The sequence below is a fragment of the Citrobacter sp. KTE151 genome (assembly GCF_000398845.1).
In the GTDB taxonomy this organism is placed as follows: Bacteria; Pseudomonadota; Gammaproteobacteria; order Enterobacterales; family Enterobacteriaceae; genus Citrobacter; species Citrobacter braakii.
Window position 1 is genome coordinate 382,902 of the sequence record NZ_KB976065.1, and the last position, 15,870, is coordinate 398,771.

The 15,870-nt window shown below is 53.9% G+C and carries 13 protein-coding genes and 1 other RNA gene; 5 read left to right on the plus strand and 9 right to left on the minus strand.

Features of this window, described 5'->3' with window-relative positions; genetic code table 11:
* Positions 1-28: 28 nt before the first annotated feature.
* Both WC7_RS06840 and bglA read left to right on the plus strand, forming a co-directional pair.
* Positions 29-757 carry a MurR/RpiR family transcriptional regulator gene (locus tag WC7_RS06840; protein ID WP_003838265.1) on the plus strand — a complete coding sequence of 243 codons (729 nt, stop codon included), beginning with the start codon at positions 29-31 and terminating at the stop codon, positions 755-757.
* A 122-nt stretch (positions 758-879) separates the two neighbouring features.
* On the plus strand, positions 880-2,313 hold the full coding sequence (bglA, locus tag WC7_RS06835) for a 6-phospho-beta-glucosidase BglA (RefSeq protein ID WP_016154353.1): 1,434 nt from the start codon (positions 880-882) through the stop codon (positions 2,311-2,313).
* Between the two features lie 94 nt (positions 2,314-2,407).
* Here the strand turns inward: bglA and WC7_RS06830 are convergent, their stop codons facing one another.
* From WC7_RS06830 to WC7_RS06795, 8 genes are all read right to left on the minus strand, one after another.
* Positions 2,408-3,151: an SDR family oxidoreductase gene (locus WC7_RS06830; protein ID WP_016154354.1), complete on the minus strand. Its 744-nt coding sequence runs from the start codon at positions 3,149-3,151 to the stop codon at positions 2,408-2,410.
* Between the two features lie 61 nt (positions 3,152-3,212).
* On the minus strand, positions 3,213-6,086 hold the full coding sequence (gcvP, locus tag WC7_RS06825; protein ID WP_016154355.1) for an aminomethyl-transferring glycine dehydrogenase: 2,874 nt from the start codon (positions 6,084-6,086) through the stop codon (positions 3,213-3,215).
* A gap of 176 nt (positions 6,087-6,262) precedes the next feature.
* Positions 6,263-6,652 (minus strand): glycine cleavage system protein GcvH, encoded by a 390-nt coding sequence (gene gcvH / locus WC7_RS06820; RefSeq protein WP_003026965.1) that lies wholly within the window; start codon positions 6,650-6,652, stop codon positions 6,263-6,265.
* Between the two features lie 25 nt (positions 6,653-6,677).
* Positions 6,678-7,772, minus strand: coding sequence for a glycine cleavage system aminomethyltransferase GcvT (gene gcvT / locus WC7_RS06815; RefSeq protein ID WP_016154356.1), 1,095 nt, complete (start codon positions 7,770-7,772; stop codon positions 6,678-6,680).
* A 452-nt stretch (positions 7,773-8,224) separates the two neighbouring features.
* Positions 8,225-9,427 carry an FAD-dependent 2-octaprenylphenol hydroxylase gene (gene ubiI, locus WC7_RS06810; protein ID WP_016154357.1) on the minus strand — a complete coding sequence of 401 codons (1,203 nt, stop codon included), beginning with the start codon at positions 9,425-9,427 and terminating at the stop codon, positions 8,225-8,227.
* A gap of 139 nt (positions 9,428-9,566) precedes the next feature.
* Complete coding sequence (gene ubiH / locus WC7_RS06805; protein WP_016154358.1) at positions 9,567-10,745, minus strand: 2-octaprenyl-6-methoxyphenyl hydroxylase; 1,179 nt, start codon at positions 10,743-10,745, stop codon at positions 9,567-9,569.
* Positions 10,742-12,067, minus strand: coding sequence for a Xaa-Pro aminopeptidase (pepP, locus tag WC7_RS06800; RefSeq protein WP_016154359.1), 1,326 nt, complete (start codon positions 12,065-12,067; stop codon positions 10,742-10,744). Before pepP ends, ubiH begins: the two co-directional genes overlap by 4 nt.
* A 24-nt stretch (positions 12,068-12,091) precedes the next feature.
* The gene (locus WC7_RS06795) at positions 12,092-12,670 is read right to left on the minus strand and encodes a YecA/YgfB family protein (RefSeq protein ID WP_016154360.1); all 579 of its coding nucleotides are present in this window, start codon (positions 12,668-12,670) and stop codon (positions 12,092-12,094) included.
* A gap of 167 nt (positions 12,671-12,837) precedes the next feature.
* On the opposite strand from WC7_RS06795, the gene zapA reads away from it, so the two are divergent.
* From zapA to WC7_RS06785, 3 genes are all read left to right on the plus strand, one after another.
* Positions 12,838-13,167: a cell division protein ZapA gene (gene zapA, locus WC7_RS06790; RefSeq protein ID WP_003026980.1), complete on the plus strand. Its 330-nt coding sequence runs from the start codon at positions 12,838-12,840 to the stop codon at positions 13,165-13,167.
* 41 nt (positions 13,168-13,208) lie between these two features.
* Positions 13,209-13,392, plus strand: a non-coding RNA gene (gene ssrS / locus WC7_RS25850) — 6S RNA.
* Positions 13,393-13,411: 19 nt separating this feature from the next.
* On the plus strand, positions 13,412-14,008 hold the full coding sequence (locus WC7_RS06785) for a 5-formyltetrahydrofolate cyclo-ligase (protein ID WP_016154362.1): 597 nt from the start codon (positions 13,412-13,414) through the stop codon (positions 14,006-14,008).
* Positions 14,009-14,389: 381 nt separating this feature from the next.
* On the opposite strand, the gene serA is transcribed toward WC7_RS06785, so the two are convergent.
* Positions 14,390-15,622, minus strand: a complete 1,233-nt coding sequence (serA, locus tag WC7_RS06780; protein WP_016154363.1) for a phosphoglycerate dehydrogenase — start codon at positions 15,620-15,622, stop codon at positions 14,390-14,392.
* Positions 15,623-15,870: the final 248 nt, after the last annotated feature.

Sequence of the window (15,870 nt, forward strand, 5' to 3'; positions counted from 1 at the left end):
CTGATGAGTGAGTTTTGCCATTGTGAGTATGTTCTCCCACGCTGCCATCGCCAGTCTCAACAATCTTGAGATGCTGGTCTACAACTATGTCATCAAAAACCGTGACAAAGTCATGTACATGACCATTCGCGAACTGGCGGATGCCGTGGGCGTTTCCACCACCACCGTACTGCGCTTTTGCCGCAAGCTTAAGTGTGAAGGTTACTCAGAATTTCGCGTACGCTTCAAATTATATTTAGAGCAGAATGAACCGCAACAGGCTAATTTCGGTGCCAGCGAAATCATCAGCTTCTTTAAAGGCGTCAATAACGACGAGTTCGACAAATTACTCGATCAGGCTGTTGATATTATATTATCTTCCGAGCGTATTATATTCGTCGGGGCGGGAACATCCGGAGCCCTGGCAAAATATGGCGCTCGTTTTTTCTCAAACGTCGGAAAATTCAGTAACCACATCGATGACCCTTATTTCCCGGTAACTAATGATATGGCCAGAAACGCGCTGGCGATCGTGCTTTCCGTTTCTGGAGAAACCGAAGAGATCCTACGCTTTGCCAGCCAGTTCAGTCTGCATAACTGTAAGGTTCTGTCGGTCACCAGCCATGAACATTCGCGCCTCGCGAAACTTGCCGACTTTAATCTCTCCTGGCACGTTCCACAGACACGCATTGCCGGGGTATACGATATAACCACGCAGATCCCCGTTATTTATATTCTGGAATCACTCGGTCGCAAGCTGGCGAAAAGAATAGCGTAAAAAAAAACAATATGTTTTTTTGATGTAACAAATCACATTAACGCTATTTTGTTATATCGTGACATTTATCTTTCCTTTGTTAGACTCAAAATCAGATTGTATTAATTTGAGACTGAGCGCAGATGAAAAAACTTACCTTACCAAACGATTTTTTATGGGGCGGCGCGGTTGCGGCGCATCAGGTTGAAGGCGGCTGGAATAAAGGTGGCAAAGGGCCCAGCATTTGCGACGTACTGACCGGGGGGGCACACGGCGTTCCGCGAGAAATCACTCAGGACGTCGTGCCAGGTAAGTACTACCCCAACCACGAAGCCGTCGATTTTTACGGTCATTACAAAGAAGACATTAAGCTGTTTGCCGAGATGGGCTTCAAATGCTTCCGTACGTCAATTGCCTGGACCCGTATCTTCCCCAAAGGGGACGAAACCCAGCCAAACGAAGAAGGGCTAAAATTCTACGACGACATGTTTGATGAACTGCTGAAGTACAATATCGAACCGGTCATCACCCTTTCCCACTTCGAAATGCCGCTACACCTGGTTCAACAGTACGGTAGCTGGACCAATCGTAAAGTCGTCGATTTCTTTGTCCGTTTTGCTGAAGTGGTCTTTGAGCGCTACAAGCACAAGGTCAAATACTGGATGACCTTCAATGAGATCAACAACCAGCGTAACTGGCGTGCACCGCTGTTTGGCTATTGCTGCTCCGGCGTGGTGTATACCGAGCATGAAAACCCGGAAGAGACTATGTACCAGGTGCTGCACCACCAGTTCGTGGCCAGCGCTCTGGCGGTGAAAGCCGCACGTCGCATCAACCCTGAAATGAAAGTCGGCTGCATGCTGGCAATGGTCCCGCTATACCCGTACTCCTGTAAGCCTGAAGATGTGATGTTCGCGCAGGAATCGATGCGTGAACGCTATGTATTCACCGACGTTCAACTGCGCGGCTACTATCCATCTTATGTACTGAACGAGTGGGAGCGCCGCGAATTCAATATTCGAATGGAAGCTGGCGATGAACAAATCCTGCGTGAAGGCACCTGCGACTATCTCGGATTTAGTTACTACATGACCAACGCGGTAAAAGCGGAAGGCGGTAGCGGCGATGCTATTTCCGGTTTTGAGGGCAGCGTGCCGAACCCGCACGTCAAAGCATCCGACTGGGGCTGGCAGATTGATCCGGTCGGCCTGCGTTACGCCTTATGCGAACTGTACGAGCGTTATCAGAAGCCGTTGTTTATCGTTGAAAACGGATTTGGCGCTTACGACAAAGTGGAAGAAGACGGCAGCATCCACGACGACTACCGCATCGACTATCTGCGCGCCCACGTCGAAGAGATGATGAAAGCGGTAACGTATGACGGCGTAGATCTGATGGGCTACACGCCGTGGGGCTGCATCGACTGCGTCTCGTTCACCACCGGCCAGTACAGCAAACGCTACGGTTTTATCTACGTGAACAAACACGACGACGGCACCGGCGATATGTCGCGATCGCGTAAGAAAAGTTTTGAGTGGTATAAAGCGGTGATTGCCAGCAACGGCGAGAATCTGTAATTTTTTGCCGGATGGCGCTGCGCTTATCCGGTTTACGGGAACTGAACCTGTAGACCAGAGCAGACATTTACGCCGCCATCCGGCAAGCAACGCATTACTTCCCGCCGGCCAGCTCCAAAAAACTGCCCGTGACGTAAGACGCCTTCTCACTCAGCAGCCAGGTTATCGCCTGCGCGACCTCTTCCGGCTGTCCGCCGCGCTGCATAGGCAACATGGATTTCACGCGATCCACCCTTCCCGGCTCGCCGCCTGACGCATGCATTTCCGTGTAGATAAGACCGGGTCTCACGCAGTTCACGCGTATCCCCTGCGCCGCAACCTCCAACGCGAGGCCGGTGGTAAGCGTGTCCACCGCACCTTTTGAGGCTGCATAATCAACGTATTCGAACGGGGCGCCAAGCCGTGACGCCGCCGAAGAGACATTCACAATCGCCCCGCCCTGACCGCCGTGCTTAAACGACATGCGCTTTACCGCTTCCCGACAACACAGAAAATAGCCGGTAACATTAGTCGCCAGGACGCGATTAATACGCTCAGCGGTTAGGCTTTCCACCGTGCTCTGTTCAAACAAAATCCCGGCATTGTTCACCAGCGCAGTCAGCGGCTCGCCCTCGCGGTCAATGGACTCAAACATCGCCCCGACCTGGCTTTCATCGCTGATATCTGCCCGCAGAGCAAACGCCTTTCCTCCCGCAGCGGCGATATTGTTCACCACCTCCGTTGCCGCGCGAATATTGTGATGAAAGTTAACGGCGACCGTGTAACCCTCTAGCGCTAACTGCAGCGCGGTTGCCCGACCAATACCGCGACTGCCCCCCGTAACCAGTGCTATAGCCATCACTATTCTCCCCAAAAATAAAGGCGCCGAAGCGCCTTTAAAAGATAGCTGAATCAGTCGATTACTGATATTCACTCATCGGCACGCAGGAGCAGAACAGGTTACGGTCACCGTAAACGTCATCAAGGCGTTTCACGGTCGGCCAGTATTTGTTCGCTACGCCCGCCGGGAAGACGGCGATTTCGCGGCTGTAACCGTGATTCCACTCCGCGACCAGCTCATTTTGCGTGTGCGGGGAGTTAACCAGCGGGTTATCTGTAAGCGACCATTCACCGGCTTTCACGCGATCGATCTCTGCGCGGATTGCCAGCATCGCATTGATAAAGCGATCCAGTTCCACTTTGCTTTCCGATTCAGTCGGTTCCACCATCAGCGTACCCGCTACCGGGAACGACATGGTCGGCGCATGGAAACCGTAATCGATCAGACGCTTGGCAATATCCAGTTCGCTGATGCCGGTCTCCTCTTTCAGTGGGCGAATGTCGAGAATACATTCATGTGCCACGCGACCATCGCGACCGGTATACAGCACCGGATAGGCATCTTTCAGACGGCTGGCAATGTAGTTAGCGTTAAGGATCGCCACCTGGCTTGCCTGCTTCAGACCTTCTGCGCCCATCATACGGATGTACATCCAGCTGATCGGCAGAATGGATGCGCTACCGAACGGTGCCGCAGAAACCGCGCCCTGACGGGTGAGCATCCCTTCAATCTGTACTACGCTATGACCCGGCACGAACGGCGCCAGATGCGATTTAACACCGATTGGCCCCATACCTGGGCCGCCGCCGCCGTGCGGAATGCAGAATGTTTTATGCAGGTTAAGGTGTGAGACATCGGCACCGATAAAGCCCGGTGTGGTGATCCCAACCTGAGCATTCATGTTCGCGCCATCAAGATAAACCTGGCCGCCAAACTGGTGCACAACGTCGCACACTTCACGGATCGTTTCTTCATACACGCCATGAGTAGAGGGATAGGTCACCATGATGCAGGAGAGGTTTTCACCCGCCTGCGCCGCTTTTTCACGCAGATCGCCAAGATCGATGTTGCCGTTCTTATCACAGGCGACAACCACTACCTGCATACCCGCCATCTGTGCGGAGGCCGGGTTGGTACCGTGGGCAGAGGCCGGGATCAGACAGATATCGCGATGGCCTTCGTTACGGCTTTCGTGATAATGGCGAATCGCCAGCAGACCCGCATACTCGCCCTGCGCGCCGGAGTTCGGCTGCATGCAGACTGCGTCATAACCGGTCAGTTTTACCAGCCATTCGGAAAGCTGGCCGATCATCTGGTGATAACCTTCTGCCTGCTCTGGCGGGCAGAACGGATGCAGTTCAGCGAATTCCGGCCAAGTGATAGGGATCATCTCGGCGGCAGCGTTCAGCTTCATGGTGCAAGATCCCAGCGGGATCATTGCCTGGTTCAGGGCCAGATCTTTGCGCTCCAGCGAGTGCATGTAACGCATCATCTCGGTTTCGCTGTGATAGCGATTAAACACCGGATGGCTGAGGATCGCATCATCACGCAGCATGCTGTCCTGAATGGAACGGCTGTCGAGCGCCACGTCTTTGTCCAGCGTATCGATGTCCAGACCGTGGCTGTCTCCCAGCAGAACATTGAACAACTGCACCACGTTTTCACGGGTGGTGGTTTCATCAAGCGTAATACCTACCGCGTTATGGATATCGCTACGCAGGTTGATTTCTGCCGCTTCAGCACGCGCCAGTACCGCAGCCTTATCGGCCACTTCAACACACAAAGTGTCAAAGTAGTGCGCATGACGCAGCTTCAATCCTTTCTGTTGCAGACCGGCTGCCAGAATATCGGTCAAACGATGGATGCGATTAGCGATGCGTTTCAGGCCAACCGGGCCATGATAAACGGCATACAGACTGGCGATGTTGGCCAGCAGAACCTGCGAGGTACAAATGTTGGAGTTCGCTTTCTCGCGGCGGATATGCTGTTCGCGAGTCTGCATCGCCATGCGCAGGGCGGTATTACCCGCTGCATCTTTGGAGACGCCGATAATACGGCCTGGCATGGAGCGTTTGAATTCGTCTTTAGCGGCAAAGAATGCCGCGTGCGGGCCGCCGTAGCCCATCGGTACGCCGAAGCGTTGCGCAGAGCCGAAAACGATATCCGCGCCCTGTTTGCCCGGTGCAGTCAGCAGTACCAGCGCCATAAAGTCGGCAGCGACGCTGACCACTATTTTACGGGATTTCAGCTCAGCCATCAGGGCGCTGTAGTCGTGCACTTCACCGGTGGTGCCAACCTGCTGCAACAGCACGCCGAACACATCCTGATGATCCAATGCTTTTGCCGCGTCATCAACAATGACGTCAAAACCAAAAGTTTGCGCACGAGTACGCACTACGTCCAGCGTTTGCGGATGAACATCAGCCGCCACAAAGAAACGGTTAGCGTTTTTCAGTTTGCTGACGCGTTTGGCCATCGCCATGGCTTCAGCTGCAGCAGTAGCTTCATCCAGCAGAGAAGCGGAAGCCATGTCCAGGCCGGTCAGGTCCAGCGTCACCTGCTGGAAGTTCAGCAATGCTTCCAGACGGCCCTGGGAGACTTCCGGTTGATATGGGGTGTAGGCGGTGTACCAACCCGGGTTTTCCAGCATGTTACGCAGGATAACCGGTGGCAGCTGCACGGCGGTGTAGCCCATGCCAATGTAGGACGTGAAGCGCTTGTTACGCCCGGCGATGGCTTTTAATTCAGCCAGCGCAGCGTATTCGGTCGCCGCCTCGCCCACCTGTGGCGGGGTTGCGAGCTGAATGTCTTTCGGCACAATCTGGCCGATCAGCGCGTTTAACGACTCGGCGCCAACCGCATTCAGCATCTCTTGCTGCTGCGCGGCGTCCGGTCCGATGTGGCGTTCAATGAAAGCGCCGCTATTTTCAAGCTGGCTTAACGTCTGTGTCATGGGCGATGGTTCCTGAAACGTGCAGTGAATCGTAGGTGTCTCTACTTACCTGAATACGCAAAAAATTCGCGTTGCAGGAAGGCGGCGACGCAGCACATCCCCAGGAGCTTACATCAGTAAGTAACTGAGGTGTGCAAGAAAGCCAACACACCTGCAACGTGAAGAATGAAGCGTATTTATTCGTCTTCTAACAAAGCTTCATATGCAGTCGCATCCAGCAACGATTCAATTTCGCTTTCATCGCTGGCTTTGATTTTGAAGATCCAGCCCCCTGCATACGGCTCGCTGTTGACCAGTTCCGGGGAGTCGCTGAGCGCGTCGTTAACCGCAACAATCTCACCGCCTACTGGCGCATAAATATCGGATGCCGCTTTTACGGATTCCGCAACGGCGCAGTCATCGCCCGCGCTGACGGTTGCGCCAACTTCGGGCAGGTCAACGAAAACCATGTCACCTAACAGCTCCTGAGCATGTTCGGTGATCCCAACGGTGTAAGAGCCGTCAGCTTCTTTGCGCAGCCATTCGTGTTCTTTGCTGTATTTCAGTTCTGCAGGTACGTTGCTCATCAATCAATCTCCAAAAAAGGATGAATTACGCGACGGCTTTGCCGTTACGCACAAAAACAGGTTTAGTCACTTTTACCGGCATTTCGCGGTTACGGATCTGTACGATCGCGTTCTCACCAATACCCGCAGGGACACGCGCCAGCGCGATGCTGTAACCCAGGGTTGGGGAGAATGTCCCGCTGGTGATAATGCCTTCCTGCTGATTGCCGGAAGCATCGGTGAAACGCACCGGCAGTTCATTACGCAGTACGCCTTTCTCGGTCATCACCAGTCCAACCAACTGTTCGTGGCCTTTTTCACGCTGCATTTCCAGCGCTTCCCGACCGATAAAGTCGCGGTCAGTCGGTTCCCACGCGATGGTCCAGCCCATGTTGGCCGCCAGCGGAGAAATGGCTTCGTCCATCTCCTGACCGTACAGGTTCATGCCGGCTTCCAGACGCAGCGTGTCGCGCGCGCCAAGACCGCAAGGTTTGACACCTGCTTGTACCAGCGCACGCCAGAAGTCTGCCGCCTTTTCACTCGGCATGGCAATTTCATAGCCTGCTTCGCCGGTATAACCGGTGGTTGCGATAAACAAATCACCCGCCTGAACGCCGAAGAACGGCTTCATGCCTTCTACCGCCTGGCGCTGCTCGTCAGTAAACAATGTGGCTGCTTTTTCCTGCGCGTTTGGGCCCTGCACCGCAATCAGCGATAGATCGTCTCGAACGGTGATGTCGATGGCGTAAGGTTCAGCGTGTTGGGTAATCCAGGAGAGGTCTTTTTCGCGGGTGGCGGAGTTTACAACGAGGCGGAAGAAATCTTCAGTGAAGTAGTAGACAATCAGGTCATCTATCACGCCGCCCGAAGCGTTGAGCATACCGGAGTAGAGGGCTTTACCCGTCTTCGTTAGCTTCGCGACGTCGTTTGCCAGCAGATAACGCAAGAACTCCCGGGTGCGGCTACCGCGCAGGTCGACGATGGTCATATGTGACACATCAAACATTCCGGCATCGGTGCGAACAGCATGGTGTTCATCAAGCTGAGAACCGTAATGCAGTGGCATCATCCAGCCATGGAAATCTACCATGCGCGCGCCACATAGCGTGTGTTGTTCGTACAAAGGAGTCTGTTGAGCCATCTTGTCCTCGTTGAATAAGCGGGGCTACCAACTCTTTCGCGGTGAAATTTTCGCCACGAAACCCAGCACCGCAGCCGCTCCAGGGGCCACGACGCAAACGTTCTCTTTGTCCTGAACTTACCACCGAAACAGACGCTAAACCATAAGGCAAAATTAACCATCACATTAGCTTATGGCCAAAAACAGCAAAATCACCGACAGAACAAAACCCCATCCATACGGCAAATAATCAGAATAAAAAATAAATACAAGCTGGAATTAACAGCACCAACCAACATTAAATGTGGAAAAATTGTCAAAAATGGCGTTATGAAAAAAACGTAATATTAAAAAAACTAATGCGAAAAAAGGCGTGGAATTAGATTATTTCAAATGAGAGAAGCACCCCGGCGCGCAGGCCGGGAGTGGAAAGTGTGACGGGTCTCAAACTCTTAAGATTGTCCTTACGGACGCTAGCGTAACCACTCAGGAAGATCGTTCAGTCCCATCGCCTGGCGGATGAGCTGTGGTTTTACGCCTGGCAGGGTATCGGCCAGTTTCAGACCAATATCACGCAGCAGTTTTTTCGCCGGATTCTCGCCTGCAAACAGTTCACGAAAGCCCTGCATACCGGCCAGCATCATCGCTGCGCTGTGCTTACGGCTGCGCTCGTAGCGGCGCAAATAGAGATACTGACCAATATCTTTGCCCTGACGCTGTAGCCGCTTCAGCTCATCGATCAACTCCGCCGCATCCATAAAGCCAAGGTTAACCCCCTGACCCGCCAGCGGGTGGATGGTATGCGCCGCATCCCCCACCAGCGCCAGACGATGAGCAGCGAACTGACGGGCATAGCGTCCCGTCAGCGGAAACGCCTGACGCTCGCTTTCAAGGCTGCACAGCCCCAGGCGATTATCAAAAGCGATATTCAGCGCCTGATTAAACTCGTCAACGCTTGCCTGCTGCATGCGTTCTGCTTCCTGCGGCGAGAGCGACCAGACGATAGAGCACAGGTGCGGGTCACTGAGAGGCAGGAACGCCAGGATCCCCTCACCGTGAAACGCCTGCCGCGCAACCGCGCCGTGAGCTTCCTGCGTACGGATAGTCGCCACCAGCGCATGATGACGGTAATCCCAGAAAGTGAGCGGAATATCCGCTTTGTTGCGCAGCCAGGAGTTAGCGCCATCGGCGCCGACCACCAGGCGAGCTGTCAGCATTGCGCCATCTTTCAGGGACAGAAATGCCTCATTCTCACCCCAGGCTACCTGCTGTAACTCAGCGGGCGCCATCAGCGTAATGTCCGCTGAACGCTGCGCTTTTTGCCAGAGTGCGTAATGGATCTCTGAGTTTTCAACGATGTGGCCTAAATGGCTGTAGCCCATGCTCTGGTCATCAAACGCAATACGCCCAAAGCTGTCTTTGTCCCAGACTTCCATGCCGTGGTAGCAACAAGCGCGACGGGCAACAATGTCGGACCAGACGCCCAGTCGGCTAAGCAGTTTTTCACTGGCGGCATTAATGGCCGATACGCGAAGCTGAGGAGGTGCATCCGCCGCCAAAGGCTGCGGAACATGTTGTTCTAACACTGCAACGCGCAACCCGCTGCCCTGCAAGCCGCAGGCAACCGCCAGCCCCACCATGCCGCCACCAACAATTGCTACATCAACACTTTGCACTGTTTGCTCCTGAAAATAGGACAATCAAAAACCGTAGGCCGGATAAGGCAAAGCCGCCATCCGGCATTACTTCCGCGACATTCCCTGATGGCGCTGCGCTAATCAGGCCTGCTTTTTTAATTCGGCCTACAGGTTATATCTATCGCGCAACCCAACCGAGGGTCCGCTCCGCCAACGCATCGCGCGCAGGCGTGAATAATTCCATCGCCATCAGCCCGACATTACGCCCAACGACCAAAGGGGCCCAGCGATTGGCAAACAAATACACCAAATTGTTGGTCACACCAATCGTCGTTTCGCGATCGCGTTCGCGGCGCTGCTGATAGCGTGCCAGCACCGCATAATCACCGATATCTTCCGCGCAGTTTTGCGCCTGCGTCAACGTCTCAGCCAGGCTCATCACGTCGCGCAGACCAAGGTTGAAACCTTGTCCGGCAATGGGATGCAGCGTCTGTGCTGCGTTCCCCACCAGCACAGTACGATGGGTAATGGCTTTTTGCGCCGAGGTTAATGAAAGCGGATAGGCGTTGCGTTTACCGGCCTGGGTAATACGCCCCAACCGCCAGCCAAACGCAGTTTGCAGTTCGCGGCAAAATTGTTCGTCGGACCAGGCCATAATCTCATCACGCCGCTCCAGCGGATGGCACCACACCAGCGAGCAGCGACCATCAGACATCGGTAGCATTGCCAGCGGGCCATATTGCGTAAAACGTTCAAACGCTCGCCCGTCATGCGCAACGGAGGTCGTGACGTTGGCAATCACCGCCAGTTGTTCATAGGGTTGTTGCTGCCAGTCAACGCCGCAGGCGGTAGCCAGTGCGGAGCGCGTGCCATCGGCGGCCACCAACAGGCGACCATTGATCATCTCGCCATTTTCCAGCGTAACCTCAACGCGTTCCTGCGTGCGTGACACGCTGGCTACACGGTCGGGGCAGTGCAGCGTGATGCCCGGCGCTTTACGCAGCAGCGCAAACAAACGCAGCCCGACATCGTGCAGTTCTACCACCTGGCCCAGCGCCGGAATACGGTATTCCTGCGCATCCAGCGTCACAAATCCGGCATGGCCGCGATCGCTGACGTGAACCGTTTTGATCGCCGTTGCGCAATCGGCAATCGCCTGCCATACGCCAATTCGCGCCAGCTGTTGGCAGGTCCCTGCCGCCAGCGCGATCGCCCGGGCGTCAAACCCTGGATGGCGGTCAGTTTCAGGTTCGCTCGCTTCTATCAGGTGAACAGGCAGAGTCCCGTGGCTGAGCTGAGAAATGGCCAGCGCCAGCGTCGCACCGACCATACCACCGCCAACGATAATCACGCTCATTGCAGTCGCGCCGCAGCCATTAAGGCTTCAATGTCATCCGCTTTCTTCACCACGCTGGCGGTCAGGTTCTCATTGCCGTCCTCGGTGATGAGGATGTCATCTTCAATACGAATGCCGATACCACGATAAGCAGGCGGCACATCGGCGTCCGGTGCGATATACAGCCCCGGTTCGACAGTGAGTACCATTCCTGGCTCGAGAGTACGTGAGCGGTCCTGACCATAAACGCCAACGTCGTGCACATCCAGTCCCAGCCAATGGCTAAGACCATGCATAAAGAATGGGCGATGCGCATTTTCGGTAATCAGTTGGTCGATCTCGCCGTGCAAAATGCCAAGCTTCACCAGACCCGTAATCATGATGCGCACCACTTCGCCGGTGACTTCCTGGATGGACGTCCCCGGGCGATACAGGCGCAGGCTGGTCTCTAATGACTCCAGTACGATGTCGTAGATTTCACGCTGAGCAGGGGAAAATTTGCCGTTTACCGGGAAGGTACGCGTAATGTCGCCCGCATAACCTTTGTATTCACACCCGGCGTCAATTAACACCAGATCGCCATCGCGCATTTCACTTTCATTTTCGGTGTAATGGAGAATACAGCCGTTTTCGCCGCTGCCGACAATCGTGTTATAGGATGGGTAACGCGCGCCATGGCGAGTAAACTCGTGGTGAATCTCCCCTTCCAACTGGTATTCAAACATTCCCGGACGGCATTTTTCCATCGCGCGGGTATGCGCCAGCGCACTGATCTCTCCGGCACGGCGCATGACCGCAATTTCTTCTGGTGATTTGAACAGGCGCATTTCATGCACCATTGGACGCCAGTCGATGATCGCGGCGGGTGCGTGCAGATTTTGTCTGGAGCCTTTACGCAGTTTATCCAACGCCGTGCACACAATCTCATCTGCCCAGGCATATTCGCCCTGCGCGTGGTACACCGCGTCCAGGCCATTGAGCAACAGGTGCAGCTGTTGGTTGATTTCACTGAAGGCCAGCGCCCGGTCAACGCCGAGTTTTGCCGGTGCGGCATCCTGGCCCAGACGGCGGCCAAACCAGATCTCCGCCGTCAGATCGCGAACCCGATTAAACAAAACGCTGTGGTTATGAGTGTCATCACTTTTAATCAGCACCAGCACGGTTTCCGGTTCGTTAAAACCGGTGAAGTACCAGAAATCACTGCTTTGGCGGTACGGGTATTCACTGTCCGCGCTGCGCGTCGCTTCAGGCGCGGCAAAAATCAGCGCGGCGCTGCCGGGCTGCATTTGTGCCAGTAAAGCCTGGCGACGACGCTGGAATTCTTGCTGAGATATCTCGCTCATCACACTCTCCTTTGCGTTTCGTTCTTAGTGCAGAGTCGGTTTACGGACTTCCGGCGCGGTCGGCTGCTGACGCGTAAACGTGTCATGACACAGCAAGGCGGCTACGCGCACGTATTCGATAATCTCTTCGAGCGACATTTCCAGCTCTTCCTGATCTTCGTCTTCGTCATATCCCAACTGAGCGATATTGCGCAGGTCGTCAATCGCTTCACCGGTTTCACCGGTCACTTTGTCGAGCTTTGGCTGCGTAACGCCAAGGCCCAGCAAAAAGTGGTTTACCCACCCCGCCAGCGCATCGGCACGATCAAACACGCTAACGTCGTCGCCTTCAGGCAGATAAAGCTGAAAAAGGAAGCCGTCGTCCTCGAGGGCATCGCTGGTGGCAGAGTGCATTTTCATCAGTGCCTGAGCCAGCTCGTGACCGAAGGCCAAACCTTCGTTCGTCAGGTCGTGCAGCAGCGGCTGCCATGAGCTGTCGTTGTTGCCGCCGCAAATCATCCCGCTGATCAAGCCGTGCATTTCGGCCGGGGTTATTCCAGCCCCTTGTTGGTTCAAAAACTGGCTAACGTCGTTGTAGCCAGGCATTTCGTTCTGTATAGACATAAGCATTCGTCATCAAAGGGAGGAATATTCATGGTATGCTACCACTTTGGGCCCTGGTGGACCAGAAAAGGGCTTGTATCTTGATACCAGGGTAGCTATAGTGTCGCCCCTTCGCGGACCCAAGGTCTGGAGACGAAGGCAGCGCAGTCAATCAGCAGGAAGGTGGCATGTCTGCACAACCCGTCGATATCCAAATATTTGGCCGTTCACTGCGAGTGAATTGCCCGCCTGAACAAAGGGATGCGTTGAATCAGGCTGCGGACGATCTCAATCAGCGATTGCAAGATCTGAAAGTTCGCACTAGAGTCACAAATACTGAGCAGTTGGTTTTCATCGCCGCGTTGAACATCAGCTATGAATTAACTCAGGAAAAAGCGAAGACGCGTGAGTACGCGGCGAGCATGGAACAACGTATTCGGATGCTACAACAGACCATCGAACAGGCGTTGCTTGATCAGGGTCGCATAACCGAAAAAACGGGCCAAAACTTTGAATAACACTTTTCGGTTTACTGTGGTAGAGTGACCGTGAAGACAAAATTTCTCTGAGATGTTTGCAAGCGGGCCAGTCCCCTGAGCCGATATTTCATACCACAAGAATGTGGCGCTCCATGGTTGGTGAGCATGCTCGGCCCGTCCGAGAAGCCTTAAAACTGTGACGACGCATTCACCTTGAACCAAGGGTTCAAGGGTTACAGCCTGCGGCGGCATCTCGGAGATTCCCTTCTACCTGGCAACAGCCATGACACTACTTTCTGAACTCCCTTTATCCCGGCAAGAAATTCGTCAACTGATTCGACAGCGTCGTCGCGCGTTGACCTCTGAACAGCAACGACAATACGGTCAGCAAGCCGCGACCCGAATGCTCAGTTTTCCCCCTGTTGTACTCGCGCATACTGTGGCGGTATTTCTCTCGTTCGATGGCGAACTCGATACCCAGCCGCTGATAGATCAACTGTGGCGAGCGGGCAAGCGCGTTTACCTTCCGGTTCTTCATCCCTTCAGTCCCGGTAATTTACTGTTCCTGCACTATCATCCGCGCAGCGACCTGGTGACCAATCGCTTAAAGATCCAGGAACCACGGCTTGATGTACGCGACGTATTGCCGCTGTCAAAGCTGGACGTACTGATTACGCCGTTAGTGGCATTTGATGAGGACGGGCAACGCCTGGGCATGGGCGGTGGATTTTACGACCGCACGCTACAAAACTGGCAGCAGCATAAGATCCAACCCGTGGGCTACGCGCATGACTGCCAGTTAGTAGAAAAATTGCCGGTTGAAGAGTGGGATATCCCGCTGCCAGCGGTGGTGACGCCGTCCAAAATCTGGGAGTGGTAGCCGTTTTTTGCCGATTGACAGCGCCGTTTTTTTGACCTAAATTCCTCGGTGAAGGGTGAGGGAGGCGAACCTCCCTCCTGCGTACTCTCTGTTAATATGCTGGCCAAGCGATGATTAACAGGATCAGCAGCATGATGACGTATCTCATCATCGTCCCTTTCCTTTTTAGAGCCCCTGCTTCGGTAGGGGCTTTCCCGTTTCAGCGCTATGCTGCGCCCCTATCGTAAATTCCTTTTATTGCTGTACAACACGCAACGCTGCCTTTAGTTGCCAACTGCGGCAAAGCTCGAAAACAGAATGTATGCGTTACAGAAAGAGATTTTGAGGCAGGGAAATCAGAGGAAAGATGGGCAGGTCAACCGCCTGCCCATGTAGAGGAAATCAGTACAGCAGACGAGCGCGAATGGTTCCTGGAAGGGCTTTCATCGCCAGCAGCGCTTTCTCCGCCACATCTTCATCCGCTTCAATATCGATAACCACATAACCTACCTGCGCTGAAGTCTGCAGATACTGCGCGGCAATGTTGACGCCCTGCTCGGCAAAAATCTGGTTCAGTGCCGTCAGTACGCCCGGACGGTTTTCGTGAATGTGCATCAAACGACGACCACCGTGCAGCGGCAACGAAACTTCCGGGAAGTTTACCGCAGACAGCGTAGAGCCGTTGTCGGAATACTTGGTCAGTTTCCCAGCTACTTCCAGACCGATGTTTTCCTGCGCTTCCAGCGTTGAACCACCAATGTGCGGCGTCAGGATCACGTTATCGAAATCACACAGCGGCGAAGTGAAAGGATCGCTGTTAGTTGCCGGTTCGGTTGGGAATACGTCGATTGCAGCCCCCGCCAGATGTTTAGTCGCTAACGCGTCGCACAACGCAGGAATATCAACAACCGTACCGCGAGCGGCGTTAATCAGCAGCGCCCCCGGCTTCATCAGCGAAATCTCACGCGCGCCCATCAGGTTTTTGGTGGAGGCATTTTCCGGCACGTGCAGACTGACCACGTCGCTCATATTGAGCAGGTCGGAAAGATGCTGTACCTGTGTGGCATTGCCAAGCGGGAGTTTATTTTCAATATCATAGAAAAAGACATGCATCCCGAGTGATTCCGCCAGAATGCCCAACTGAGTACCAATGTGGCCGTAGCCGATGATCCCCAGTTTTTTACCACGCGCTTCAAAAGAGCCGGTAGCCAGTTTATTCCACACCCCGCGGTGCGCTTTGGCGTTCGCTTCGGGTACGCCACGTAGCAGTAGCAGCAGTTCGCCAATCACCAGCTCAGCAACGGAACGTGTGTTAGAGAATGGTGCGTTAAACACAGGGATCCCGCGCTTTGCCGCTGCACTTAGATCAACCTGGTTGGTGCCAATGCAGAAGCAGCCAATCGCGACCAGTTTCTCTGCGGCGTCAATCACATCTTCAGTCAGATGGGTACGGGATCGCAGGCCAATGAAGTGGGCATCACGGATGGACTCTTTCAGTTGTTCAGTGTCCAGAGCACCTTTGTGAAACTCGATGTTGGTATAACCTGCTGCACGAAGGCTTTCGAGTGCTTTTTGGTGCACGCCTTCAACCAGCAGAAATTTAATCTTATCTTTCTCCAGTGATACCTTTGCCATTTCCCCGACCCTGTCTTTTTTTGTTCAAACTGATGTGTTGTGTGTGGGATTTTCATCCGTCTCTTCAACATATCAAAAAATAATATTGCGGCAATATGAACGTTTGCGTCGCCGTGCTGAAGAAATGTCATTCAACGGGAAATGTCAGAGGAAAATACTGGCGATAACTTTTTCTTTGGAGAGATCGGCAGGACAATATTATAAACGTGACACAAGTCACCAAATTTGCCCTGCCAAAATTTTTTTAA

What these genes read in the sequence shown, in the direction of transcription:
- gcvP (WP_016154355.1), bottom strand. Translation starts at nt 6,086, where the DNA reads ATGACACAGACGTTAAGCCAGCTTGAAAATAGCGGCGCTTTCATTGAA.
- ubiH (WP_016154358.1), bottom strand. Translation starts at nt 10,745, where the DNA reads ATGAGCGTGATTATCGTTGGCGGTGGTATGGTCGGTGCGACGCTGGCG.
- WC7_RS06830 (WP_016154354.1), bottom strand. Translation starts at nt 3,151, where the DNA reads ATGGCTATAGCACTGGTTACGGGGGGCAGTCGCGGTATTGGTCGGGCA.
- gcvT (WP_016154356.1), bottom strand. Translation starts at nt 7,772, where the DNA reads ATGGCTCAACAGACTCCTTTGTACGAACAACACACGCTATGTGGCGCG.
- gcvH (WP_003026965.1), bottom strand. Translation starts at nt 6,652, where the DNA reads ATGAGCAACGTACCTGCAGAACTGAAATACAGCAAAGAACACGAATGG.
- bglA (WP_016154353.1), top strand. Translation starts at nt 880, where the DNA reads ATGAAAAAACTTACCTTACCAAACGATTTTTTATGGGGCGGCGCGGTT.
- serA (WP_016154363.1), bottom strand. Translation starts at nt 15,622, where the DNA reads ATGGCAAAGGTATCACTGGAGAAAGATAAGATTAAATTTCTGCTGGTT.
- pepP (WP_016154359.1), bottom strand. Translation starts at nt 12,067, where the DNA reads ATGAGCGAGATATCTCAGCAAGAATTCCAGCGTCGTCGCCAGGCTTTA.
- WC7_RS06840 (WP_003838265.1), top strand. Translation starts at nt 29, where the DNA reads ATGTTCTCCCACGCTGCCATCGCCAGTCTCAACAATCTTGAGATGCTG.
- WC7_RS06785 (WP_016154362.1), top strand. Translation starts at nt 13,412, where the DNA reads ATGACACTACTTTCTGAACTCCCTTTATCCCGGCAAGAAATTCGTCAA.
- zapA (WP_003026980.1), top strand. Translation starts at nt 12,838, where the DNA reads ATGTCTGCACAACCCGTCGATATCCAAATATTTGGCCGTTCACTGCGA.
- WC7_RS06795 (WP_016154360.1), bottom strand. Translation starts at nt 12,670, where the DNA reads ATGTCTATACAGAACGAAATGCCTGGCTACAACGACGTTAGCCAGTTT.